At 61.1% G+C, this 23,468-nt stretch carries 24 protein-coding genes; 20 read left to right on the top strand and 4 right to left on the bottom strand.

The window, feature by feature from the left end; genetic code table 11:
- Positions 1-6 precede the first annotated feature (6 nt).
- The 7 genes from CAQUA_RS09470 (at position 7) to groL (ending at position 5,529) form a co-directional block, all read left to right on the top strand.
- Positions 7-525, top strand: a complete 519-nt coding sequence (locus tag CAQUA_RS09470; protein WP_196825347.1) for a hypothetical protein — start codon at positions 7-9, stop codon at positions 523-525.
- 12 nt (positions 526-537) lie between these two features.
- Positions 538-1,284 carry a tRNA (adenosine(37)-N6)-threonylcarbamoyltransferase complex dimerization subunit type 1 TsaB gene (gene tsaB, locus CAQUA_RS09465; protein WP_196825348.1) on the top strand — a complete coding sequence of 249 codons (747 nt, stop codon included), beginning with the start codon at positions 538-540 and terminating at the stop codon, positions 1,282-1,284.
- A 3-nt stretch (positions 1,285-1,287) separates the two neighbouring features.
- A complete protein-coding gene (rimI, locus tag CAQUA_RS09460) occupies positions 1,288-1,779 on the top strand; it encodes a ribosomal protein S18-alanine N-acetyltransferase (protein WP_196825349.1) in 492 nt (163 codons plus the stop codon).
- Between the two features lie 33 nt (positions 1,780-1,812).
- Positions 1,813-2,865 carry a tRNA (adenosine(37)-N6)-threonylcarbamoyltransferase complex transferase subunit TsaD gene (gene tsaD, locus CAQUA_RS09455; RefSeq protein ID WP_196825350.1) on the top strand — a complete coding sequence of 351 codons (1,053 nt, stop codon included), beginning with the start codon at positions 1,813-1,815 and terminating at the stop codon, positions 2,863-2,865.
- A 116-nt stretch (positions 2,866-2,981) separates the two neighbouring features.
- Positions 2,982-3,428: a hypothetical protein gene (locus CAQUA_RS09450; RefSeq protein ID WP_196825351.1), complete on the top strand. Its 447-nt coding sequence runs from the start codon at positions 2,982-2,984 to the stop codon at positions 3,426-3,428.
- A gap of 172 nt (positions 3,429-3,600) precedes the next feature.
- Positions 3,601-3,903 (top strand): co-chaperone GroES, encoded by a 303-nt coding sequence (groES, locus tag CAQUA_RS09445; RefSeq protein WP_196825352.1) that lies wholly within the window; start codon positions 3,601-3,603, stop codon positions 3,901-3,903.
- A gap of 21 nt (positions 3,904-3,924) precedes the next feature.
- Positions 3,925-5,529 (top strand): chaperonin GroEL, encoded by a 1,605-nt coding sequence (gene groL, locus CAQUA_RS09440; protein ID WP_196825353.1) that lies wholly within the window; start codon positions 3,925-3,927, stop codon positions 5,527-5,529.
- A gap of 95 nt (positions 5,530-5,624) precedes the next feature.
- Here groL and CAQUA_RS09435 read toward each other — a convergent pair whose 3' ends face one another.
- A complete protein-coding gene (locus CAQUA_RS09435; RefSeq protein WP_196825719.1) occupies positions 5,625-5,939 on the bottom strand; it encodes a WhiB family transcriptional regulator in 315 nt (104 codons plus the stop codon).
- Positions 5,940-6,345: 406 nt separating this feature from the next.
- Between CAQUA_RS09435 and CAQUA_RS09430 the strand changes: the two genes are divergently transcribed.
- Together CAQUA_RS09430 and CAQUA_RS09425 are read left to right on the top strand one after the other, a co-directional pair.
- Complete coding sequence (locus tag CAQUA_RS09430; RefSeq protein ID WP_196825354.1) at positions 6,346-6,936, top strand: sigma-70 family RNA polymerase sigma factor; 591 nt, start codon at positions 6,346-6,348, stop codon at positions 6,934-6,936.
- Positions 6,926-7,690: a hypothetical protein gene (locus CAQUA_RS09425; RefSeq protein ID WP_196825355.1), complete on the top strand. Its 765-nt coding sequence runs from the start codon at positions 6,926-6,928 to the stop codon at positions 7,688-7,690. Before CAQUA_RS09430 ends, CAQUA_RS09425 begins: the two co-directional genes overlap by 11 nt.
- 15 nt (positions 7,691-7,705) lie before the next feature.
- On the opposite strand, the gene CAQUA_RS09420 is transcribed toward CAQUA_RS09425, so the two are convergent.
- On the bottom strand, positions 7,706-8,059 hold the full coding sequence (locus CAQUA_RS09420) for a DUF5319 domain-containing protein (RefSeq protein ID WP_196825720.1): 354 nt from the start codon (positions 8,057-8,059) through the stop codon (positions 7,706-7,708).
- A 180-nt stretch (positions 8,060-8,239) separates the two neighbouring features.
- On the opposite strand from CAQUA_RS09420, the gene guaB reads away from it, so the two are divergent.
- The 5 genes from guaB (at position 8,240) to CAQUA_RS09395 (ending at position 13,772) form a co-directional block, all read left to right on the top strand.
- On the top strand, positions 8,240-9,775 hold the full coding sequence (gene guaB / locus CAQUA_RS09415) for an IMP dehydrogenase (RefSeq protein WP_196825356.1): 1,536 nt from the start codon (positions 8,240-8,242) through the stop codon (positions 9,773-9,775).
- 43 nt (positions 9,776-9,818) lie between these two features.
- A complete protein-coding gene (locus CAQUA_RS09410; protein WP_196825357.1) occupies positions 9,819-10,946 on the top strand; it encodes a GuaB3 family IMP dehydrogenase-related protein in 1,128 nt (375 codons plus the stop codon).
- Positions 10,947-11,155: 209 nt separating this feature from the next.
- Complete coding sequence (locus CAQUA_RS09405; protein WP_376993182.1) at positions 11,156-12,100, top strand: metal ABC transporter substrate-binding protein; 945 nt, start codon at positions 11,156-11,158, stop codon at positions 12,098-12,100.
- Positions 12,101-12,108: 8 nt separating this feature from the next.
- Positions 12,109-12,882 (top strand): metal ABC transporter ATP-binding protein, encoded by a 774-nt coding sequence (locus CAQUA_RS09400; protein ID WP_290178284.1) that lies wholly within the window; start codon positions 12,109-12,111, stop codon positions 12,880-12,882.
- On the top strand, positions 12,879-13,772 hold the full coding sequence (locus tag CAQUA_RS09395; protein WP_196825358.1) for a metal ABC transporter permease: 894 nt from the start codon (positions 12,879-12,881) through the stop codon (positions 13,770-13,772). Before CAQUA_RS09400 ends, CAQUA_RS09395 begins: the two co-directional genes overlap by 4 nt.
- On the opposite strand, the gene CAQUA_RS09390 is transcribed toward CAQUA_RS09395, so the two are convergent.
- Complete coding sequence (locus CAQUA_RS09390; protein WP_196825359.1) at positions 13,722-14,408, bottom strand: metal-dependent transcriptional regulator; 687 nt, start codon at positions 14,406-14,408, stop codon at positions 13,722-13,724. The two genes, CAQUA_RS09395 and CAQUA_RS09390, sit on opposite strands and share 51 nt — an antisense overlap.
- 119 nt (positions 14,409-14,527) lie before the next feature.
- Between CAQUA_RS09390 and guaA the strand changes: the two genes are divergently transcribed.
- Positions 14,528-16,135, top strand: coding sequence for a glutamine-hydrolyzing GMP synthase (gene guaA / locus CAQUA_RS09385; RefSeq protein WP_196825360.1), 1,608 nt, complete (start codon positions 14,528-14,530; stop codon positions 16,133-16,135).
- Between the two features lie 130 nt (positions 16,136-16,265).
- Here guaA and CAQUA_RS09380 read toward each other — a convergent pair whose 3' ends face one another.
- Positions 16,266-17,384: a PspC domain-containing protein gene (locus CAQUA_RS09380; RefSeq protein WP_196825361.1), complete on the bottom strand. Its 1,119-nt coding sequence runs from the start codon at positions 17,382-17,384 to the stop codon at positions 16,266-16,268.
- A 112-nt stretch (positions 17,385-17,496) separates the two neighbouring features.
- Between CAQUA_RS09380 and CAQUA_RS09375 the strand changes: the two genes are divergently transcribed.
- From CAQUA_RS09375 to CAQUA_RS09355, 5 genes are all read left to right on the top strand, one after another.
- Positions 17,497-18,717, top strand: coding sequence for an ATP-binding protein (locus tag CAQUA_RS09375; RefSeq protein WP_196825362.1), 1,221 nt, complete (start codon positions 17,497-17,499; stop codon positions 18,715-18,717).
- Positions 18,714-19,418 (top strand): response regulator transcription factor, encoded by a 705-nt coding sequence (locus tag CAQUA_RS09370; RefSeq protein WP_196825363.1) that lies wholly within the window; start codon positions 18,714-18,716, stop codon positions 19,416-19,418. Before CAQUA_RS09375 ends, CAQUA_RS09370 begins: the two co-directional genes overlap by 4 nt.
- Before the next feature lie 121 nt (positions 19,419-19,539).
- Positions 19,540-20,931, top strand: coding sequence for an ATP-binding protein (locus CAQUA_RS09365; protein ID WP_290178278.1), 1,392 nt, complete (start codon positions 19,540-19,542; stop codon positions 20,929-20,931).
- 210 nt (positions 20,932-21,141) lie between these two features.
- Positions 21,142-21,876, top strand: a complete 735-nt coding sequence (gene imuA' / locus CAQUA_RS09360; protein WP_290178277.1) for a DnaE2-dependent mutagenesis accessory factor ImuA' — start codon at positions 21,142-21,144, stop codon at positions 21,874-21,876.
- 11 nt (positions 21,877-21,887) lie between these two features.
- Positions 21,888-23,459: a DNA polymerase Y family protein gene (locus CAQUA_RS09355; RefSeq protein ID WP_196825724.1), complete on the top strand. Its 1,572-nt coding sequence runs from the start codon at positions 21,888-21,890 to the stop codon at positions 23,457-23,459.
- Positions 23,460-23,468 lie beyond the last annotated feature (9 nt).

Genomic DNA, 23,468 nt, shown 5'->3' with positions numbered 1-23,468 from the left:
AAGGGCATGCAAAAGCTCTCTAGCACCGAGAAGGGCTGGACCGCCATCGTTGCGGCGTTCTGGCTGGTTGCGCTCTTCGCCCTGATTTTCATTCTGCCCACCCGCTACTCCGCCGACGGTGCCCAGCCGTACGGAAACGTCAAACCCGCAGGCTCCTTGCAGGCGATGCTCAAGCAGATCACGCCGCCGAGCAACGACGCGGTCGCGGCCCAGATCGTGGATTTGCGCTACGTCTACGATGAGGAAACCTTGATGATTCTGCCGGTGTGCAAGAACGATCCGAAGCCTCTGCTTGAGCAGAAGAAGGAGATTTCCGGCGAGTACGGCGACAAAATCAACTTTGACAACGGTGAGAACTTCATCGTCCAGTTCGGCCAGAAGGGCCCGTCCGGAATCGAAGCAATCCCAGAATCCAAGATGAACCTGTGCCCGGAGCCGTTCGTCGATGGCATTGACACGGCCCAGATGATCCCGGTGTTCTGGGACGGCGGCAAGTGGAACTTTGGCATCCGCCAGCAGCCGTAGGAGCACGCCACAGTGATCTGCCTGGCCATTGACACGGCCACCACGGACCTGGTCGTGGGCCTCGTTGAGGTCGCAGGAGATGTGCGTGAGCCATGCGTGACGACGATTGCGGCGCGCGAAACCCCGACCCGCTCCCACAATGAGCTGCTGGTGCCCACCGTCAACGAGCTGCTCGCGCACGCCGGGGCCAGCTACGGGGATCTTTCTGCCGTAGTAGCCGGCTGTGGGCCGGGCCCGTTCACGGGATTGCGCGTGGGGATGGCCACGGCGTCAGCGTACGGTCAGGCGCTGCGAATCCCGGTCCACGGCATATGCACCCATGACGCGGTGGCGTATCAGCTGCAGGCTCTGACTGGCGCCGACGGGGACATCCTCGTAGTCACCGATGCTCGGCGCCGCGAGGTCTACTGGGCGCACTACCGCGCCGGGAACGGCTGCCCCACCCGCGTTGCTGGGCCTGCCGTGAACGCGCCCGGGGATCTGCGGGGCGTCATCGAGGCGGGCACCGCGGACAGTACAGCGGACAGTACCGGGAACATTGACGTCATGTCGGTTCCAGAGCCGCTTCGTCCAGGCATCACGCTAGAAGCCCAAACAGTGACCTACCAGGCCCCAACCCCAGAAGCAATGGTCGCAGTCGTCGCCGCCAGTACAGGGCTGGATGCGGAACCTGAGCCGTTAATTCCGCTGTACCTGCGCAGGCCAGACGCCAAAGAACCCGCCTTGAAACCACCGTCGCCTGCGCTACGGGGACTGTAGACCATGCTGCTGCGTGAATTGAAGAAAGCGGATGCGACCGCGGCCGCTGCAATAGAAGCTGAGCTCTTCGCTGGTGACAGCCCGTGGTCCCGCGACGTGTTCCTGGTTGAGTTTGCAAGCCCGCACACGTTCTACGCCGGAGCGTTCACCAATGACGGCGCGATGATGGGCTACGCCGGCGTGGCCAAGCTTGGACCACGTGATGACCCCGAGTTTGAGGTGCACACGATCGCCGTGGCGAAGCAGCACCAGCGCAAAGGCATAGGGCGGGTACTCATGGAACAGCTGGTTTACGCCGCAGACATGTACGACGCGCAGATGTTCTTGGAAGTGCGGACCGACAATGCCGCCGCAATCGCCTTGTACGAAGACTTCGGCTTTACCCGCATCGGGACCCGCAAAGCCTACTACCAACCGTCCGGGGCGGATGCCTACACGATGATGCGGCACAGTGTGAGCGAACTTCGTTCGCTCACACAGGGGGAAGAGAAATGACACGAGCGAACTTCGTCCGGAACAGGAGGGCAAATGATCATTCTGGGAATTGAATCATCGTGTGATGAGACCGGAGTAGGCATCGTGGAGCTGCGCGAGGACGGCACGATGGAGATCCTCGCAGACCAGGTGGCCTCATCCATGGACGAGCACGCTCGATTCGGGGGTGTCGTGCCGGAGATCGCGTCGCGGGCGCATCTGGAATCGATGCCGCAGGTGATGGATGCCGCGTTGGAGGAAGCCGGGATCTCCGCACCCGATGCCGTTGCCGCCACGATCGGCCCAGGCCTAGCGGGGGCGCTGCTCGTGGGCGCATCGGCGGCGAAAGCCTACGCCGCGGCGTGGGGTGTTCCCTTCTACGCCGTCAATCACTTGGGCGGTCACGTTGCAGTGGCGAACCTGGATGGCGAAGAGGAGCTACCGCACTCGATCGCGCTTTTAGTTTCTGGCGGCCACACGCAGATCCTCGAGGTCACGGCCGTAGGAAAACCAATGAAGGAGCTGGGCAGCACGCTTGACGACGCGGCGGGTGAGGCGTACGACAAAGTCGCCCGTTTGCTGGGGTTGGGCTATCCGGGTGGACCTGTCGTCGATAAGCACGCGCGCGAAGGGGATCCGAACGAGATCGCTTTCCCACGGGGGTTGAGCCGAGCGGAAGACCTGCGCGGCGAGCACCGCTACGACTTCTCCTTCTCTGGGTTGAAGACCGCCGTGGCACGCTACGTTGAGGCAGCTGAACGGGAAGGGCGCATCGTAGAGATCGCTGATGTGTGCGCGTCCTTCCAGGAGGCCGTGGTGGATGTGTTGACGGCCAAGGCCATCATGGCGTGCGAGGACACCGGTGCACAGACGCTGCTCCTTGGAGGCGGTGTTGCGGCGAACTCCCGCCTGCGGGCGGTTGCGGAGCAGCGGTGCGCTGAGAAGGGGATTGAGCTGCGCGTGCCCAGGCTGAAACTGTGCACCGACAATGGCGTGATGATCGCGGCGCTTGCCGCGCAACTCATCCATGAGGGCGCGGGTGCATCAGACTTTGGAGTGGGGACGGTGACCTCCCTAGAAGTGGAGCTTCCGCAGCTAGTGAGCTAGGCCGGAGTGGGTTTGGACTCCGGTCTGTCTCGAGAGGGGCCCGTGACTTCCGGACTTTCAGCTAGTATCGGCCATGCTCGAAAGAACGCTCTCTGCAAGATTTAAAGGACCCAGCCATGCCTACTCGTGACCATGAAAAGTTCGGCCTTCTTGTCAACCCTGATCTGACCTTCCACCGCATCGTTTTTGATCTGGACGATGCAAACCAGTTCCTTGGCCCCGTTGTGAACGAGCCGGTTCACGTTGCGTTTGAGCGCCAAGGTGCCATCTACGATGCATTCTTCTCCCCGGATGCGAAAGAAAACCGCGCTGAGCCAAACCCGGTTGCGTCGATGGCGAAGGCGACCGCGGCGACGGACAACCCACGCTTTTTGCAGGATCCCACAGCGGCCATCTCCGGCCCGGTGATTTTCCTTGGCCGTGACGGTCACAGCATCGACGATGAGATCGTCGAGGCAATTAAAAACACGATTCGCGCTGTCCGCCACTACAAGGACGACAACGCAGAAGAATTTGAGCTGTGGCGCAACGCCGTGCTGAATTTGGGTTCGCCGCAGGAGTAGTCTGCACTGCCCAACCATGCCGGGTCCCCGCGTTTGCGCGGAGGGGCCCGGCATGTTGTTCATTAGCACTCCTAAGGGTAGAGTGCTAAAACTGTAAGCGAGTGCAGGGCCTCACATTTATGGGTCCCTGCCCGCTGAACAATTCACCAATCAATTAGCGAAAGGTACGACGATGGCAAACGTCAACATTAAGCCGCTGGAAGACAAGATCCTGGTTCAGATCGTGGAGGCGGAGACCACTACCGCTTCTGGCCTGGTTATCCCGGACTCCGCTCAGGAGAAGCCACAGGAAGCAACCGTCATCGCCGTCGGCCCGGGCCGCTGGGACGATGAAGGTGAGCACCGCATTCCGGTGGACGTCAAGGAAGGCGACACCGTGATTTTCTCGAAGTACGGCGGCACCGAGCTGAAGTACGGCGGCGAGGAGTACCTGCTCCTGTCCGCACGCGACCTGCTCGCTGTGATTGAGAAGTAAAAGGCGGATAGTACTTACGCTATGGCAAAACTGATTGCATACGACCAGGAAGCGCGCGAAGGCATTCAACGCGGCGTTGACATCCTGGCAAACACCGTGAAGGTAACGCTGGGCCCAAAGGGCCGCAACGTTGTTTTGGACAAGGCCTTCGGTGGCCCGTTGGTGACTAACGACGGTGTCACGATTGCGCGTGAGATCGAGCTCGACGAGCCGTTCGAGGATCTTGGCGCGCAGCTGGTGAAGTCCGTGGCGGTGAAGACCAACGACATTGCTGGTGACGGCACCACGACCGCGAGCCTTCTCGCTCAGGCGCTCGTGAGCGAGGGCCTGCGCAACGTCGCAGCCGGTGCAAACCCGATCGAACTCAACAAGGGAATTGCAGCGGCAGCGGACAAGGTCGTGGAAGAGCTCAAGGCTCGGGCGACTGAAGTGTCGTCGTCAAGCGATATTGCCAACGTTGCCACCGTGTCCTCCCGTGACTCGGAGATCGGCGACATGGTCGCTGGCGCGATGGACAAGGTGGGCAAGGACGGCGTCCTGACCGTTGAGGAATCCCAGTCCTTCGACTCTTACGTGGAGCTGACCGAGGGTATTTCCTTTGAGAAGGGCTACCTCTCCCCGTACTTCGTGACCGACCCTGAAGCTGGTCAGGCTGTTCTGGATGATCCGGCTGTGCTGCTGGTCCGCAACAAGATTTCCTCGCTGCCGGACTTCCTGCCGCTTCTGGAAAAGATCGCGCAGTCCGGCAAGCCGGTGTTGATTATCGCTGAGGACATCGAAGGCGAACCGCTGCAGACGCTCGTGGTTAACTCCATCCGCAAGGCGCTGAAGGTGATCGCGGTGAAGTCCCCGTACTTCGGCGAGCGCCGTAAGGCCTTCATGGACGACCTGGCAGTGGTGACCACCGCGACCGTGATCGACCCTGAGGTCGGCGTGAACTTGAAGGACGCCGGGCTTGAGGTGCTTGGTTCCGCTCGCCGCGTGACGGTGACCAAGGATGACACCGTGATCGTGGATGGTGCGGGCTCAGCGGAAGACGTCGAAGCACGCCGCGAGCAGATCCGCCGCGAGATTGCTAACACCGACTCCACGTGGGACAAGGAGAAGGCCGAGGAGCGGTTGGCCAAGCTCTCCGGTGGTGTGGCTGTGATCCGCGTCGGTGCTCCGACCGAGACCGAGCTCAACGAGCGCAAACTGCGCGTCGAAGATGCCATCAACGCTGCCCGCGCGGCTGCTCAGGAAGGCATCATCGCCGGCGGTGGCTCCGTTCTGGTGCAGATTGCGAAGGAGCTGGAGACCTACGCAGAGGGCTTTGAGGGCGAGCAGAAGACCGGTGTGCAGGCCGTGGCCCGCGCCCTGGTGAAGCCCGCCTACTGGATCGCGGACAACGCTGGCCTGGATGGCTCCGTGGTCGTTGCCAAGATCGCTGAGATGGGCAACGGTGAGGGCTTCAACGCCGCTACCGGTGAATACGGCAACCTTATTGAGCAAGGTGTGATTGACCCGGTGAAGGTCACGCACTCCGCCGTGATCAACGCATCATCGGTGGCACGCATGATCCTGACCACCGAGGTATCTGTTGTGAACAAACCGGCCGAAGATGAAGAGGCTGGCCACAGCCACTAATCGCACCCTAGGGTGCAACCAGAAGTAGCCCTACCGTAGCCACGTGCTTCGGTAGGGCTTTTTCGCGTCGGGGGCGACGCTTAAGGTGATAGAGGTTAGCTGGCTGCGACTTTTGCCGGGGCGCGCTTGGCGGCCTTGCGGCTGCGCAGAGCTGCCTGGCGCTCAGACTCGCTCATGCCGCCCCAGATGCCGTATGGCTCGGCCACTGCGAGTGCGTGCTCGCGGCATTGGGCCACGACCGGGCAGGAGTAGCAGATTGCCTTCGCGCGGTTCTCGCGCTGAGCACGTGCCCGGCCGCGCTCCCCGTCTGGGTGGTAGAAGACCTCGGACGCTTCGCCGCGGCATGCCCCGCGTAGTTGCCAATCCCAGAAATCAGCGTTCGGGCCCGGCAGAAGCTGGGGCATGGTGATGGGTGCCATCGATGAAAACTCCTTGAAAAGAACCTGCACATTTCCGTGGAGGACGCTCGCTTTTTACCGAGGATGCAGTTTGGTTGGTGTTGGTAAACAACACATGGCGCGGAAGTGACACTTAGCTGGAATAAAGTTTGCGATAGTAGAATTGTCGCGACAACAATGCGCTTGAACTGCTGTTTTGGCCCTAGATTAAAGGTAAATGAACTATTGGCTAACCTCTGTTCACCAGCGCCCCAAGATTTGATTCATTTAGGCCTAAGCGGCAAGGGCGCGTAAGATATCCTGGGACGTTTCGAGAGAGATGCGCCGTTAGGTGGCGGTGGCGAAAGACACCGTAAGTAATCGCCAGAAACCGTAAGAAACCGCAAGACGCCCAAGAAGAAACGAGCAAAGGAGACCAGTGTCTACGTCTGACACAGATGCCGTGCTCGCTGAGCTTGTACCGGCTGCTCAACGGGGTGACCGCAGGGCTTTGCAGGACATTATCAAGCTCATCCACCCGCAGATCCTGCGCTACACGCGTGCACGGATTAGCGGGGGCCGGATGCCTACCGCTGAGGATGTTGCCCAGGAGATCTGCTTGGCTGTGGCAACGTCATTGCCAAAGTACGAAGACGTTGGTCGTCCCTTCATGGCGTTCGTGTACGGAATCGCGTTTAATAAGGTCGCCGATGCCCACAGATCGCTTGGGAGAGACAAGTCGCACGCGACGGATGAGGTCCCTGACCAGGAATTTACCGGTGGAACCCCGGAAGACTGGGCGCTAGTCTCAGCTGGAAGTAACAGAGTGAGAGCTTTGCTCGATGAACTAAGTGAAAAGGCACGAGAGATCATCATTCTTCGGGTGTTTGTTGGACTCTCTGCTGAAGAAACAGCCCAGGTCGTTGGCAGCAGTGCTGGTGCGGTCCGGGTTGCGCAGCACAGGGCGCTTGCAACGCTGCGCAAGGCAATCGAGAACGAAGAGTTAGAGGAGGGCCATCGTGGAGCGTAAGTGGGACACACGGTCGATCGCTGACGATGATGCATTCCTGACCGCCTTGTCGGAAGGGTCTGACCCGAGCGGCGGCAGCGATGAGCTCGCGGCGATGCTGCTGGAGCTGCGCGAAGATGTGGAGGCCCCGATGCCCGCGGCACCGATGCTCCCTGAGCACAATGACGGTCCGGCAGACTTGGACGCGTACCGGCGCCGCCGTAGGGGAGCGAACCCCTGGGTCGCTGGTCTGGTTGGCGCCGCCGCAGCCACCGTGGTCGTTGCCGGTGCTGGAACTGCGTTGTTCGGCCCGCCCACGACGAACTCGTCTACGACGGTGGAGTTGGCCAGCGCACTCGAGGAGATTGAGAACGCTACGAACAACGGCGACATCGCTGCAGCGCGTGAGATGATTGCGAAGCTGCGCTCCGACGTGGAAAGGGAAAAGAATTCCCGCCGCGGTGGGGAGCGCCATGCCCCGGCCCCGGGATCCTCCTCGCCGGCCGCTCCGGCACCGCGTGAAGATAAGCGGGTAGAGACCGTGACGGTTACTCCGCCCCCGGTGACGCATACCGTGACTGTGACGGAAGGCGCTCCTGCGCCGCAATCGCCTAAGCAGAACGAGCCAGCGCAGCAAGCTCCAGAGAAGACTCCAGCGCCGAAACCAGCCCCGAAACCGGCGGCGTCGTCTCAGGCCCCGCAGCCAACTGAGAAGCCCGCACCGCAACCGGAAAAGCCTGCCCCGGCTGCGCAGGAGCAGGATGCTGACAAGTAGTGGGTCGGGCCCGGGTTAGCGGGCATCCAACCCGTCGAGGTAGCCCAGGGCGTAGTCCCATGGAACGTAGGCGTCCGGGTTTGGCTGGACGCTCGGCTCGTGCACCGGTGGGAGTTCGCCTTGGAGGCTGGCCACCATGTTGGTGATCATGATGTCCCAGTCGTAGTAATGCATTTCCTCGCAGTCCTCACACTGGAAGAAAATTCCAGAAATTCCGCGTGGACCGAGGACGGCTTTGAATTCCCTAGTCTGCGCGAGATCGTGCATCACTGCGCTGCGCTCTTCGTTAGATAGCGGCTCCACGACCTCATCGTCCTCAATGAACGACGCCGGATCGTTGGGGTCATCTGCGAAGGGATCGCGTGGCATCAGGGAATCAAAATTCACGCCTTCAAGGATAGTGGTCACCGCGCAGCGACTGAAATGATGCGTGGGATAGTCCCGCCAATAGTTCTGTGTCGCGGGCCGCACTATGCTGGCTTTCAAGAACGAGCTATGAGAACAAGAGCGAACAAGAGCTCTTCAACGAGATGTGAAGGGGACTGGCGAATGGATCGCACGGACCAGACAAATCGGGTGTACACCGGTGGCGATGACCCTAACAAGGTCGTACTGAAGGGCTTGACGTTCGATGACGTCTTGTTGCTCCCGGCGGAATCCCACATCGTTCCGGGTGAGGTGGACACGTCGGCGCAGCTGACGCGCAACATTCGTCTGGGCATCCCGGTCGTGTCCGCGGCGATGGACACGGTGACAGAATCCCGGATGGCTGTGGCCATGGCTCGTCAGGGCGGTATGGGTGTGCTGCACCGCAACCTCTCAGCTGAAGACCAGGCGGAGCACGTAGACATCGTGAAACGCTCTGAGTCCGGAATGGTGACGGACCCCGTTACGGCATCGCCAGATATGACTTTGGCTGACGTTGATGCGCTGTGCGCTCGCTTCCGTATCTCAGGCTTGCCGGTCGTGGACGAGGCTGGTGTTCTGGTGGGCATCATCACCAACCGCGATATGCGATTTGAACCGGACTTTGACCGAAAGGTCGCAGAGGTCATGACCCCGATGCCGCTGGTCGTCGCGCAAGATGGCGTCGATAAACACGAAGCCCTGAAGCTACTTAGTGCGAACAAGGTGGAAAAGCTGCCGATCGTGGATGCGGCCGGCAAGCTCACCGGCCTGATTACGGTGAAGGACTTTGTCAAGACCGAGCAGTTCCCCAATGCCTCGAAGGACTCCGAGGGGCGCTTGCTGGTGGGTGCCGGCGTGGGCACGGGCGAGGATTCCTACAACCGCGCTGGCCTGTTGGTTGAGGCCGGGGTTGACGCCCTGGTCGTGGACTCGGCGCACGCGCACAACAACCGCGTGCTGGAGATGGTTGCGCGGGTGAAGAAGGACTTCGGTGACCGCGTGGACGTGATCGGCGGAAACCTGGCTACGCGCGAGGCAGCAAAGGCGATGGCTGAGGCTGGCGCGGACGCGATCAAGGTGGGCATCGGCCCGGGCTCGATCTGCACCACGCGCGTGGTTGCCGGTGTTGGCGCGCCGCAGATCACTGCGATCCTGGAGGCGTCGGTGGCCGCACGCGAAGCGGGCGTGCCCATCATCGCGGACGGCGGCATGCAGCACTCCGGTGACGTGGCCAAGGCACTGGCTGCGGGTGCCTCCACGGTCATGCTCGGCTCCATGCTCGCCGGTACGCGCGAGGCGCCGGGCGACATCGTCGTCGTGGGCGGCAAGCAGTACAAGCGCTACCGCGGCATGGGTTCCATGGGCGCGATGCAGGGCCGGGGACTCACGGGAGAGAAGCGCAGCTTCTCCAAGGACCGCTACTTCCAGGCGGACGTGACCAGTGAGGACAAGCTGGTGCCGGAGGGTATCGAAGGTCGCGTGCCCTACCGCGGTGAGCTGGATTCCATCACCCACCAAATCGTCGGTGGCCTGCGCGCAGCAATGGGTTACACGGGCTCATCCACGATCGAAGAGCTGCAGACCAAGCAGTTTGTGCAGATCACCTCAGCTGGCCTGCGCGAATCGCACCCGCATGACATCACCCAGACCGTCGAGGCCCCGAACTACCGCGGGTAATGGTGGCACAGCCACCCTCACGGAATAGAAAAGAGAACTACCCATGCGTGACTACGTAGAAATTGGTATCGGGCGCGAAGCGCGTCGCACCTACGACTTGGAAGATATCGCGATTGTCCCGTCGCGGCGCACCCGTTCCTCCCAAGATGTGGACGTGAGCTGGCACATCGATGCCTACAGCTTTGACATCCCGATCTGCTCGCACCCTACTGACGCTCTAGCTGGCCCTGAGTTCGCTATTGAGATGGGCAAGCAAGGTGGACTCGGCGTGATCAACGCTGAAGGTCTTCTTGGGCGCCATGAAGACCTTGACGGCGCGGTGGAGAAGATCATAGAAGCCCGCAATGGGGACGGCAACGCCACAAAGGTGCTGCAAGAACTGCACGCTGCGCCGCTGAATACTGATCTGCTGGCCGATAGGATCGCGCAGGTGCGCGACTCCGGCGTCACCGTCGCCCTGCGCGTAAGCCCGCAGCGGGCACGCGAGCTTGCTGACGTGGTGGTCAAGGCCGGTGCGGAACTGCTGTTCATCCAAGGAACCCTGATTTCTGCTGAGCACGTGCAAAAGGGTGGGGAACCACTGAACCTCAAAGAGTTCATCGGCTCGCTGGATGTTCCGGTTATCGCCGGTGGTGTGAACGGCTACACCACTGCGCTGCACCTCATGCGCGCCGGTGCCGCTGGCGTTATCGTCGGCTCCGGTGAGGTTGATGCCGTCAACCCGCTGGGGATCGGAAATGGGTTTGCAACCCAGATCGCGGATGCTGCTGCAGCTCGCCGAGACTACCTGGATGAGACCGAAGGCCGTTACGTTCACGTTCTGGCAGACTGCCCGATGTACACCGGCGGTGACATTGCCTGCGCGATCGCGTGCGGTGCGGATGCAGTTGTTCTGGGGTACACGCTGGCGTCTGCCGCTGAAGCAGCAGGTAAGGGCTATTACTGGCAGTCGGCGGCAGCGCACCCCCGCTTCCCGCGGGGTTTCGTGTCTGCCACTGATGAGTGGGTGGGCCAGGAAAACCAACGCAGCCTGGAATCCATCCTCAAAGGCCCGTCCACCAGCGCCTTCGGTGACATGAACCTAGTAGGCGGTCTCCGTCGCGCGATGGCGAAGTGTGGGTACACCGACATCAAGAGCTTCCAGAAGGTGGACATCGCTGTCGCCAACTAGCTGCGCACTTTCGTAGCCGACAACGCCCGGTGGATCTTCAATGATCCCCCGGGCGTTTTTTATGTCTACGGGTTGAGGCGTAGGTCACGGCAGAGACATCTTGACTCCCATCAAACTGAGACTAAAGTATGACCTAAATCAAAAAGTACGTCTATACGTAACTTTAAGAAAAGATGTGGCGGAATACATTTTCAGGAAAGGAAAACTCGATGGTTCGGTCGGAAAATCAGGCGTCACGATCAGCGCTGTTTGTGGCGGCAGCCGCGATGATGGCGATGATTCTCGCGGGGGCGCTCGCAGCGTGTGCCCCGGAGGAGGATCGCGGGGACGGTGGAAAGCCGAAAGTGCTGACCACCTTCACCGTGATCCAGGACATCGCCCAGAATGTCGCGGGGGAGCACTTGACCGTGGAGTCTTTGACGAAGCCGGGGGCGGAGATCCACGGCTACGAGCCCACGCCGGCTGATATCCGCCGCGCGTCCGATGCCGACCTCATTCTGGATAACGGGCTGAACTTGGAGAACTGGTTCGCGCAATTCGTCGAGGGAGTCGACGCGCCCCACGTCACCGTCAGCGACGGCGTGGACCCGATCGACATCACCGAGGACGAGGGCGCAGGCAAACCGAACCCGCACGTGTGGATGAGTCCGGTTGAGGTGGAGAAGTACGTGGACAATATGGTCACCGCGTTCAGCGAACTCGATCCGGACCATGCTGAGGATTTCATGCAGAACGGCGAGCAGTACAAAAAGCAGCTGCAAGAGGTCCAGGACGGCATGGTCAACGAGTTGGCGAACTTGCCTGAGCAACATCGCGCACTGGTGACGTGTGAAGGCGCATTCTCCTACATGGCACGCGACGCTGGTTTAGAGGAACGGTTCCTTTGGGCCGTGAACTCCGAGAATCAGGCAACCCCGCAGCAGATCACCCGCGCCATCGAATTCGTCAAGGAAAACGACGTGCCGGCCGTGTTCTGCGAATCCACGGTCTCGGACGCACCGATGCAGCAGGTGGTTGACGCAACCGATGCCATCTACGGCGGCACCCTGTACGTTGACTCCCTTTCGGAGAAAGACGGTCCGGTTCCGACCTACCTCGATATGATCAAGCACGACGCCGATGTGATCACGCAGGCGTTGACGGGTAAGAAGTAGGCGTCGCGGTGCAACAGGAAACGTCAATACCCGCGGTTGCCGTTCCGTCGAACGCGACTCCCGCGATATCCGTGCGCGATGTCACCGTCCACTATGGGAGCGTGCTCGCGCTCGACGGCGCGTCCCTCGAGATCGCGCCGGGACGCGTGTGCGGACTCGTCGGAATGAATGGATCCGGGAAATCTACGCTATTCAAAACGATTATGGGGCAGACTCGGCCGGATTCCGGGACTGTCGCCGTGAACGGAGATGACCCCGCTGTCGCCCGCCGCACCGGTGTGCTCGGGTACGTGCCTCAGCGCGAGGCAGTGGACTGGGATTTCCCGGTCAGCGTGCGGGAGGTGGTCATGATGGGCCGCTACGGACAACTCGGTTTCACCCGCCGGCCTCGCCGGGCTGACATCGAAGCCGTCGACCATGCACTCGAGCGTGTGGAGCTCACAGATTTCGCCTCCCGTCAGATCGGTCAGCTTTCGGGCGGCCAGCGGAAACGCGCCTTTGTTGCCCGGTGCATTGCCCAGGGGGCGAGGATCATGCTGCTGGACGAGCCTTTTGCGGGCGTCGATAAGCGCAGCGAAGCGACAATGACCCGGTTGTTTCGCGAGCTTGCTGACGGCGGTGCCACCGTCTTTGTGTCGACGCACGACCTCCCCACGTTGCCCGATTTGGCTGATGAAGCGATACTGCTCAACCGGCATGTGCTCATGCACGGCTCGCCCAAGGATGTCCTGCAACCCGATAATCTCGCCGCTGCCTTCGGACTGGATGTGATGAAACGATGATCTCTTTTCTCTTCGACCCGTTTGCCTACGACTTCATGGTCCGCGCGTTCGCCACGAGCCTGATTTCCTCCATCGTGTGCGCGGTGCTGTCGTGCTGGCTGGTCCTCGTCGGCTGGTCGCTGATGGGCGATGCCGTGTCCCACGCAGTGTTCCCCGGCGTGGTGCTGGCGTATATCGCGGGCGTTCCCTTCGCTCTCGGGGCAGTGGTCTTCGGCTTCCTCGCCGTGGGATTGATCGGTGTCGTGCGTGATACGAGCCGGGTCAAAGAAGACGCTGCGATCGGAATCGTGTTCACGACGCTCTTCGCTTTCGGGCTCGTGCTCATATCCGTCACGCCCTCGCAAACCGACCTCAATCACATTATCTTCGGTAACCTGCTCGGCGTCTCCAAAGCTGATCTTGTGCAGATCTTCGTTTTGGGCGTGGCCACGCTGGCTGTGCTCATGCTCAAGCGCCGCGATTTCACGCTTTTCGCCTTTGATCCCGTGCACGCTCACGCCATTGGTTTGCGGCCGAAGCTGATTGGGGCAGTGTTGCTCGCCCTGCTCGCGCTCACCTGCGTGGTGGGGTTGCAGGCCGTCGGGGTGATCCTCGTGGTGGCGATGCTGATCATTCCGGGCGCGACCGCATCCCTGCTGACCGACAGTTTCGGCCGCATGCTGCTGATCGCCCCTGCGGTGGCCACCGTATGCTCTGTCGTGGGGCTGTACGTGAGCTACTACCTCGACGCTTCGCCTGGCGGACTCGTGGTCATGGCGCAGGGGATCGCATTCCTGCTGGTGTACCTGTTCAGCCCGAGCCAGGGGCTCGTCACTGCGCGCCGGGGCGGAACGGCGCGTCTAACTGGAGACGAACAGCGCGCCGGAAGCGGTGCGGCCGAGCGCAACTGAGTTCTTTGCCCCGTCCACCTTCACATCTAGCGACTCGGAAAACGGCGCACCTTCTGAGACCGTGAGGACGGCACCGACAACGATGCCGTTCTCCTCGAAAAACTTCAGCAGGGTCGGGTCCGAATCGGAGATCCGCTCGACAGTGACCGTCGTCCCCGCTGCGCCCGCACCCGCCCCAGCATCCGTGAGGCGGCGCGCGTCCAAAGCGGGCACCGTACCGTCGGCGGCCGGGATCGGATCCCCGTGCGGGTCGCGGGTGGGGTGGCCGAGCAGCTTGTCCAGCCTGTCCACCAGGTAGTCAGAGACTGCGTGCTCCAAGTGCTCCGCTTCGTCGTGCACTTCGTCCCACGAGTACCCGAGAGTTTCTACCAAGAACGTCTCGATGAGCCGGTGGCGCCGAATCATGTCCACTGCGTATTTGCGGCCCTTCTCGGTCAATTCCACCGAGCCGTACGGGGCGTGCACGATCAACTCCTGCGCGGCGAGCTTGCGCACAGCATCCGAGACCGACGACGTCCGCAGCCCCGTCTGCTTCGAAATCAGGGTCGCGGTCACGGGTTCCGTCGACCATTCCGTGAGACTCCAGATGACCTTCAAATAGTTCTGGGTCGAGGTGGATAATTCGCTCACCGACATGCGTTCAACTCTACTTATCTTCCGGGAGCACGCTTATCGACGCCGCCCTGAACCCGCAATTCACCCTGCACAGTTGCGACTGTTCAGTCTATTCAGGCCATGAGTTAAACTCTGAAACCGTGACTACCTCCACGAACGCACCAGAGCAGACCCCGTCTGCGAACGCCCACCCGCGTCCCGTCATCGTTGTAGACTTCGGCGCGCAATACGCCCAGCTGATCGCGCGCAGAGTGCGTGAGGCCCGCATCTACTCGGAGGTCGTGCCGCACACGATCACGGCTAAAGAGCTGAAAGCTAAAGACCCGGTCGCGCTCGTTCTTTCCGGCGGCCCGTCCTCGGTGTACGAGGACGGTGCGCCGCAGCTCGACCCGGCCATCTTTGAGCTTGGACTGCCCACGTTCGGCATCTGCTACGGCTTCCAGGTGATGACTCAGGCGCTGGGTGGCACCGTGGCTAAGACTGGCTCGCGCGAGTACGGCCGCACCAACATGGATGTCCGCGGTGGCGTTCTTCACGCCGGTCTGAGTGAGACCCACCCGGTGTGGATGAGCCACGGCGATTCCGTGACCAAGGCCCCCGATGGGTTTGAGGTCACCGCAACCAGCGCCGGTGCACCGGTTGCAGCCTTTGAGAACACGCAGCTGTGCATGGCCGGCGTGCAGTACCACCCGGAGGTCATGCACTCCCCGCACGGCCAAGAGGTGCTGACCCGCTTCCTCACCGAGGTCGCAGGCCTTGAGCAGACATGGACGGCGTCCAACATTGCGGACCAGCTTATCGACGCGATTTCGGAGCAAATCGGCCCTGACGGCCATGCCATTTGTGGTTTGTCCGGTGGCGTCGATTCCGCTGTTGCCGCGGCTCTTGTTCAGCGCGCCATCGGCGACCGCCTCACCTGCGTTTTCGTCGACCACGGTCTCCTGCGCCAAGGCGAGCGGGAGCAGGTCGAAACCGACTTCGTTGCCGCGACCGGCGCCAAGCTGGTCACCGTCGATGAGCGCGAAGCCTTCCTGAACAAACTCGCTGGCGTCACGGAGCCCGAAGCAAAGCGCAAGGCCATCGGTGCGGAGTTCATCCGTTCCTTTGAGCGCGCGGTTGCCGGAGTTCTCGCCGAATCCGGCAACGAAGGCCAAAGCGTGGACTTCCTTGTGCAGGGCACGCTGTACCCGGACGTGGTTGAGTCCGGCGGGGGATCGGGCACCGCGAACATCAAGAGCCACCACAACGTGGGCGGCTTGCCGGACGACGTCGAGTTTGAGCTGGTTGAACCACTTCGCCTTCTGTTTAAGGACGAAGTCCGCGCAGTTGGCCGTGAGCTTGGCTTGCCCGATGTCATCGTGAACCGCCAGCCCTTCCCGGGCCCGGGCCTGGGCATCCGCATCATCGGTGAGGTCACCGAAGAGCGCCTGGAAACGCTGCGCAAGGCCGACGCCATCGCGCGTGAGGAGCTCACCCGCGCGGGCCTGGATGACACGATCTGGCAGTGCCCGGTGATCCTGCTCGCTGACGTCCGTTCCGTCGGCGTCCAGGGCGACGGCCGCACCTACGGCCACCCGATCGTGCTGCGTCCTGTGGCCAGCGAGGACGCCATGACCGCCGACTGGGTCCGCGTCCCCTACGAGGTCTTGGAGACGATCTCCACCCGCATCACTAATGAGGTCGAAGACGTCAACCGTGTCGTGCTGGATGTGACCTCCAAGCCGCCCGGGACCATCGAGTGGGAGTAAGGATTGGCGCCGTAGCGCCAGTCCTCATAAAACTATACTTCGATGCCACATAAGTCCTTGCGCATATAGTTTGCGCAGTTCACGGCGGTGGGGATTGTGGCTGAAATCATCGAAGTATACTGCCTCCGCGCTATTCGATGGTGATCTCGCCGAGGAACTGGCGGGCGTCGATGGTGATGGTTTCGCCTTTGGCGTCTTTGTTCATGGTGCCGGCGGGGCAGTTGTTTTCCCCGATGCTTGAGGCGCACGTCACATCAACTGGCACGTCCTTGGGCAGGGTGATGTTGATGCTGCCGATGTAGTTGCCAACTTCCAATTTCTGGGCTTTTTCTTGAGTACCAATGTCGCTCAAGTCCAGGGTCACGCTGCCCACCCAGGAGTTGACGCGTTCCAGGTCGTCGCCTTCGTGGTAGGTGATGGTGGTGTCGCCGATGCGGCCGATCACACCGGAGTCGAAGGTGTAGAACCGTGCGGAGTCAGTGAACAGCAGGCCAAGGAAGATGAAGCCGGAACACACTAGCGCCACGGGGATCCACAGCCACAGGCGGCGGCTCTTTTGGGGTTGGGTGTTGGAGCCGGCGCCTGCACCCAGCGTTTCATCCGGATCGGGCAGGTGCCACAGTGCAGGGGCGGTCCCCAACGGGTCCCAGGCAGGCGGGGTTGTGCGGCCCGCGCCGGGGTGTGGATACCCAGGTGCAGGGCTGAAACCCGCGGTCACCAGTGGGTCGGCAGGCGAAGACGTGTCCGTTCGTTCGCCGTTACGCGGGCGCGGCTGCGCGATGAGCCCCGCGGGCGGTTCAGGCAAGCGCTGGTGGAGTGCCCACCATGCAAGGCCAGCCAGGGCCACTCCGCCGAGGCTGGAGAACACCCCGAACCCGGCGGTGCCGATGGAGATTGAGGGGAAGAAGACAATGAGCAAGATGATCAGCAGCCACGCGAGGTCACGCTCTTTGCGCTCCATATCATCGAGCTGTTGCTTCGGAAGTCCGATGGCCTGCGCCGGCGAGGTGGACATCCCGAATCGCGGCATACACAGCCAGCACAAAACGTAGATGAAAAGGCCACTGCCGAACACCAGGGAAAGCGCCACGAATGCGAGCCGCACCAGCGTCACGTCGATTTGGTAGCGCACGGCGATGCCTTCGCAGACGCCCGCGCCCACCGCGTTGCCGCCCTGGTCCTTGGGGATGCGGGGCGGGCGGGTTGCCCACATCTGGTCGAAAGTGCTTTGGTTGTTGTTCGTTTCCATGCTTCAAGTATGGGTTCGTGCAGCTCATAGCGGTATCGGGATTTGCCCTGATTTTTAAAGTTCAGGGTTTCCCCTGATGTGGGTGCCGCACCCCCATGAAATGATGGGGGACATGGCTATCCATGCTGCTGAAGCCCCGCGCGCCTATCCGCGCCTTACGCGGTCCACAAATGGCCGTGTTGTCGCGGGTGTCGCTGCGGGTCTGTCGGCTCACCTGCGCGTCGATGTTTTGTGGGTGCGCCTGGCCTTCACAGGCTTGTGTCTCGCCGGGGGCCTGGGGTTGCTTCTTTACGGTCTGGCGTGGGCATTCGTTCCGCAGGGCACAGCGTCGCCTATCGACGAAAGGAAGTGGGGCGAATCCGCCAACTACCTGTTGGTTGCGCTAGCGATGTTGCTCTCCGCCCTGCCACATCTTGGTGGTGGTGAAAGTGGCTCAGGGGCAGTGGGGGTTCTCGCCATCGTTGCGTTGGGCACAGTGCTGGCCTGGCGCGCGTATGACCGCGACATTCACTCGATAGGGACGATCGCATTGCTGGCCGTTGGCGGGTTGTTGGTTCTGGGCGGTGTCATTGCACTGGCCACGATGACGGACCGCACGTCGAAAGCCGGGCCGGTTGGTGGGATCATCCTGGCCGTTCTGATCGCGGTGTTCGGCATCGCGTTGCTGGTTGTGCCACTTATTGCCCGGCTTGTTCGTGATCTCGTGGCGCAGAAGGAAGCGAAAGCAGCATCGGATCAGCGCGCTGACATTGCGTCGCATCTACATGATTCGGTTCTTCAGACCCTCGCGCTTATTCAAAAACGGTCGGATGATCCAGGGGAGGTCGCCCGCTTAGCCCGCCGTCAGGAGCGGGAGCTTCGCGCGTGGCTTTTCGACGACACCCCGCCGACTACTCCGGATGAAATTGAAAGCCCAGTAAGCCCAGTAAGTCCAGCTCCAGCGACGGTTTTTTCCGCTATCAACACTGCCGCCGGTGAGGTGGAAGATATGTTTAACGTGCGGATTAGTCCCGTCACCGTGGGTGAGGATACCGCCTACACCGGTGCGGTTGAGCCGATCGTGCTTGCTGCGCGGGAAGCTATGGTCAACGCCGCGAAGCATTCTGGATGCACCAGTGTGGACGTGTACGTGGAGCATTTTCCGGCTGAGGCGGTTTCCGTCTACGTTCGTGACCGGGGAGCAGGGTTCGATCTTGAGCACATTCCGGCTGATCGCCACGGTGTGCGCGAGTCCATTACTGGCCGTATGGAGCGCGCCGGGGGCACGGCTACCATCACCACCGCGCCCGGTTCCGGCACTGAAGTCGCACTCGAACTACCCTCGACACCATGACCGAGCCGGTAAGCGTGCCCCAGATCAGGGTCTTTTTGGTAGATGATCATTCTGTGTTCCGATCTGGCGTGAAAGCAGAGCTCGCGGCTGTCCCCGCAATCAACATCGTGGGGGATGCTGGGACCGTTTCCGATGCCGTGGCGGGAATCCGTGATGCCCGCCCTGACGTGGTGCTCTTGGATGTCCATATGCCGGACGGCGGTGGTTTGGCGGTTATCCAGGCAGTGCTGGGGCAGTCGCATCCAATTGAGGCTCCGAAATTCCTTGCCTTAAGCGTTTCCGATGCCGCAGAAGACGTGATTGCATTGATTCGTGCGGGTGCTCGTGGGTATGTGACCAAGAGCATTGACGGCGCTGAGCTGGCCGAAGCGATCGCCTGCATTCACGGTGGAGACGCGTACTTTTCCCCGCGGCTGGCTGGTTTTGTCCTTGACGCTTTCGCATCGGGTGGAGTCGCTGAGGACCCGGCGGGGGAGCCGGAGCCTGTGAGCGACGATGATCCTGCGATCGACGTTCTCACCCGCCGCGAGCTGGAAGTTCTACGACTCCTTGCGCGGGGATATACCTACAAAGAAATCGCCGAGCAGCTGTTCATCTCAGTGAAGACGGTAGAAACCCACGCGTCGAACATTTTGCGCAAAACACAGACCTCCAACCGCCACCAACTCACCCGCTGGGCAGCCGATCACTCACTGGATTAGCTACTCGAAACGTACTCGAAAGCTACTTGAAACCTACTCGAAACGCGTCATTTCTAGTTTGACCTGGGTAAACGCTGCTACTCGAAATCTACTCGAAACGGTTTCGAGTAGAATGTGTAGCGTGAATGAGCCTTTCCGATACCGCGAGGATCCGACTCTGCTTCTCAGTGTTCCTGAAGACCAATGGTTTGAACGAAAATCGTTCCGGATCAAACCGAAGGACTTGGCTAAAACAATTGTGGGGATGGCCAATGCTGAAGGTGGCGTGATTGCGGTTGGTATTAGTGACCGCCGGTTTGATGGTAGACCGACTGCTGGGCAGGAAAATGATCTTCGACAAGTGACACTGGACCATACGGATCCGACCGTTCGGGTCACGATTGAAGCGTTTTCAGTAAACGAAGATGACCAAGTATTGCTTTTTCACGTTCTTCCAAGTGAACGGGTTCACTACTTGAAATCCGGTGAGTGTTTTCTTCGCGTGGGTGATGAATCACGGAATTTGGGTGCCGATGACATTCTTGAACTCCGGTATACCAAGGGCGAGCAACAGTATGATGCTTCCGTTCCGGCCATGGCGGCAAGCGAAGATCTTGACTGGGAGGCTGTTTGTGCCTATGCGGATGTGATCGGCTCATCTTCTGCCGTGGATGCCCTGAAGGCTCGGAACCTCCTTGATCGGGAAGGCCGTCCGCGTACGGCCGCGCTTCTTTTGTTTGGTGAGAACCCGCAGGAGTATTTCCCGAGCGCGCATGTTCGAGTTTTGCAGTTTGGGGAAGATGATCGATTGCCTGGTTATCAGCAACAGCTTATTGCTGATCTACGATTTGATGGGACCCTGCCACAGCAAATTGCTCAAGCGCAGGAAGCTATTCGCGCGATGTTGCCCAGTGTTCGTAGGCTGACGGGAAGCGGGCTCTTTGAAGACGAGAATCTAATCCCGCATGATGTGTGGCTTGAGGGTCTGGTCAATGCAGTTATTCACAGGTCCTACAGCATGGCCGGTGACCACATTCGTTTTGAGATCTACCCAAACCGGATAGAAGTCTCGAGCCCCGGCCGCTTTCCGGGGCTGGTGGACCCCAGTAAGCCGGAGAAGATTTCGCGCTTTGCCAGGAACCCATTGATTGCGCGCGTCACTTCGGAGCTTCACATTGGCCAGGAACTTGGTGAGGGGATTCGGCGTATGTTCGCCGGTATGCGTCGAGTTGGCTTCGCCGATCCCGTGTACAAGCAAACGAGCGGGAGCGTCATCCTGACGTTGAACGCTCTCCAGCGTTTGGGCGTAGATGTTGCTAATGACCTTCCGGGCAGTGCTGCAGATGTGCTCGCTGCGCTCCAAGCGAGCGGTAGGCCGATGTCTACTGGAGAGGTGGCAGAGGCGTTGTCTTTGTCAACGCCTCCTGTGCGTCGCGCTCTCCAAGCAATGCGGGAAAAGGGAATCGTTGATTGGCGCGGCAACAGCCCCCGTGACCCCCGCGCAGTGTGGTCTGTTCGAGGGCCGCTGGGCTAATTTCGGGCTACTCGAAATGTACTCGAAAGCTACTTGAAACCTACTTGAAACGCGTCGTTTCTAGTTTGACCTGCGTAAACGGTGATACTTGAAATCTACTCGAAACGGTTTCGAGTAGATTGTTGAGCCTGTGTAGATTCGGGCTCTTCCCGTACTTGCGTTCGAATTAACGGATTGACCGTGTCGCGGGGCGGGTGCATAATTGATCGCGTGGGTGGAACATCTGTTCGTAAGATTGATCTGCAACCCGGAGGGGATATTTCCCGGGCGGAGCAGATCGCGCAGCTGCGCCTACAGATGGATCGGATGAGCGGCGGTGCGGCGAATAAGCTGGAGAAAATCTCTGAGCATGTAGACGTTCTTCCTGTGGGCGGGGAATTAAACATGCTGCTTCCTGGTGGCGGTCTTGCGCGTCGGGCGGTTACGCACGTGAGTGAGACACCTGCGTTGATGGTGGAGATTCTTAGTCGGGTAACCGCCGCTGGTGGTTTCGTTGGGGTAGTGGGCTGGCCAGAGTTGTCCTATGCGGGCGTGGCAGTTGAGGGGCTCGAACGTATCATCGCTGTCCCCGAGCCAGGGATGGATCCGCTGGGGATTGCGGGAGTGCTGGCTGAAGGGCTGGATATGGTGGTGTATCGCTCACCAGTGCGGTTAGAGCTCTCCCCGGTGCGTGCGCGACCACTACTGGGCAAATTGCGCAAAGGTAAAGCCGCGCTGGTGCTGGTTGGGGCGACCGTGGCTTCGCCGGCGCTTACCGTCACCGCAAAAGTGGAGGGCTATTCCGGCATCGGCCGGGGCAGCGGCCGTATTACTGGCGTGGACTTACGGGTCCGGTGTCAGGCGAAAGGGATGTCACCGGCATCCGGGACTGTCACGCTGGGCCAGGGGGCGCGTCAGGCGAAAGACCACTCTGTGCTCAAGCCTGTGCTTAAGGCGGTGCTGTGATGCGTGAGAGTATGCGCGTGGCGGCGGTGTGGTTCCCGGATTGGCCGATTCACGCGGCGGTGTTAGATGCGGATGATGCGCTGGTGGAACCACTGGCTATTGGCGTGCAGCATCGCATCAAGGTTGTGTCAGCGCACGCGCGTAAGCGGGGTGTGCGTAGGGGGATGAAGGTCCGCCATGCGCAGTCGGTGTGCCCGGGGCTGAGAGTGATTGAGGACAACCCGGATCGGGATGGCCGGATGTTCGCGGCGCTGGCGGAAAGTTTTGATGATGTTGCCTCCTCCGTGGAAGTGCTGCGTCCGGGGTTGGTGGTCGTTGACCTCGCGGCGCCGGCGCGTTTCCACGGCGGTGAAGACGTAGCTACGGAGATGCTGATTGATGCGGCGTCACGGCGGGGAATTGATGCGCTCGCCGGGGCCGCAGATGAGTTGGCCACCGCGATGATCGCCGCGCGTTGTGGGCATGTAGTTCCACCGGGGGAATCGGCGCAGTTCTTGGCATCGCAGCCGTTGAGCATGCTGACCGCTGAGGTATCGCTTGGCGCTGATCCGGAGACGGTGGGGAGTTTGCGGCAGCTGGGGATTTCCACGTTGGGGGAGCTCGCGGCGCTGCCTGTCACGGCGGTGTCAACGCGTTTTGGGGCCGCTGGGTTGCACTGCCACCGCATTGCGCGGGCTGCGCCCGACCGCAGGGTTGCGCCGGAACTGCCCGTGGAGGACTTGGCGGTGGCGATCACGCCGGATGATCCGATTCAGCGCGTTGATGAGGCGGCGTTCGGTGCCCGCATGTTGGCGGCCCGCCTGCATGAGAAGCTGCGGGATGCGGGATGCGTGTGCATGCGGCTGAAGGTGATCGCCCAGCTTGTTGATGGCACGAGGGTGGAGCGGATATGGCGGACCCGTGATGCGCTCACCGAAGCGGCGACGGCGGACCGGGTGCGCTGGCAGCTGGATAGCTGGCTCACCGGCGGGGGAGCAGGGGCGATCGAGTCACTGATCCTTGATCCGGTTGAAGTCGCGCTGCCGGAATCCGTCGGTGAGCTGTGGGGGAGCACAGCAGGGCGTGCAGCCAAAATGGAAGCACAGAAGGTGGCGGAGCGCGTCCAGTCATCTCTGGGAATTGACGCTGTGGTGCAGCCGCATCTCGTGGGCGGCCGCGGGGTGGCGGAACGTATTGCGCTCGTCCCGTTTGGGGAACAGCCGCCCGTGGTACCGGATGCTGCTTGGCCGGGCGCGATCCCAGAGCCGTTACCCACCGAACTAGTTTCGCCGCGCACGCTGATCCGTGGCGGTGGAATCGATCACCCGGCGTCACGCATTGTGCTGATCGATGATGCAGCGAACAAGGTCGGTGTGACCGCTGAAGTGTTGCTCACCTCAACCCCGTACGCGTTGGCGTGGGGCAAAGACCGGTATGTAGTCACTGGGTGGGCAGGACCATGGCCTGTGGATGAAGGGTGGTGGACAGACACCCCGTTGAAAGTAGCTCGCATGCAGGTAACAGGCACGGGGGAGGCTGGGCCGATGGCCTGGTTGCTGATGTGGGTGGGCCAGCAGTGGAAGGTAGAGGCTATCTACCGCTAAGGAGGGACA

Origin of the sequence: Corynebacterium aquatimens, assembly GCF_030408395.1 — a bacterium.
Classification (GTDB): Bacteria; Actinomycetota; Actinomycetes; order Mycobacteriales; family Mycobacteriaceae; genus Corynebacterium; species Corynebacterium aquatimens.
The sequence above is the reverse complement of the archived record's forward strand: the minus strand, read 5'-3'. Positions and strand labels throughout refer to the sequence as shown.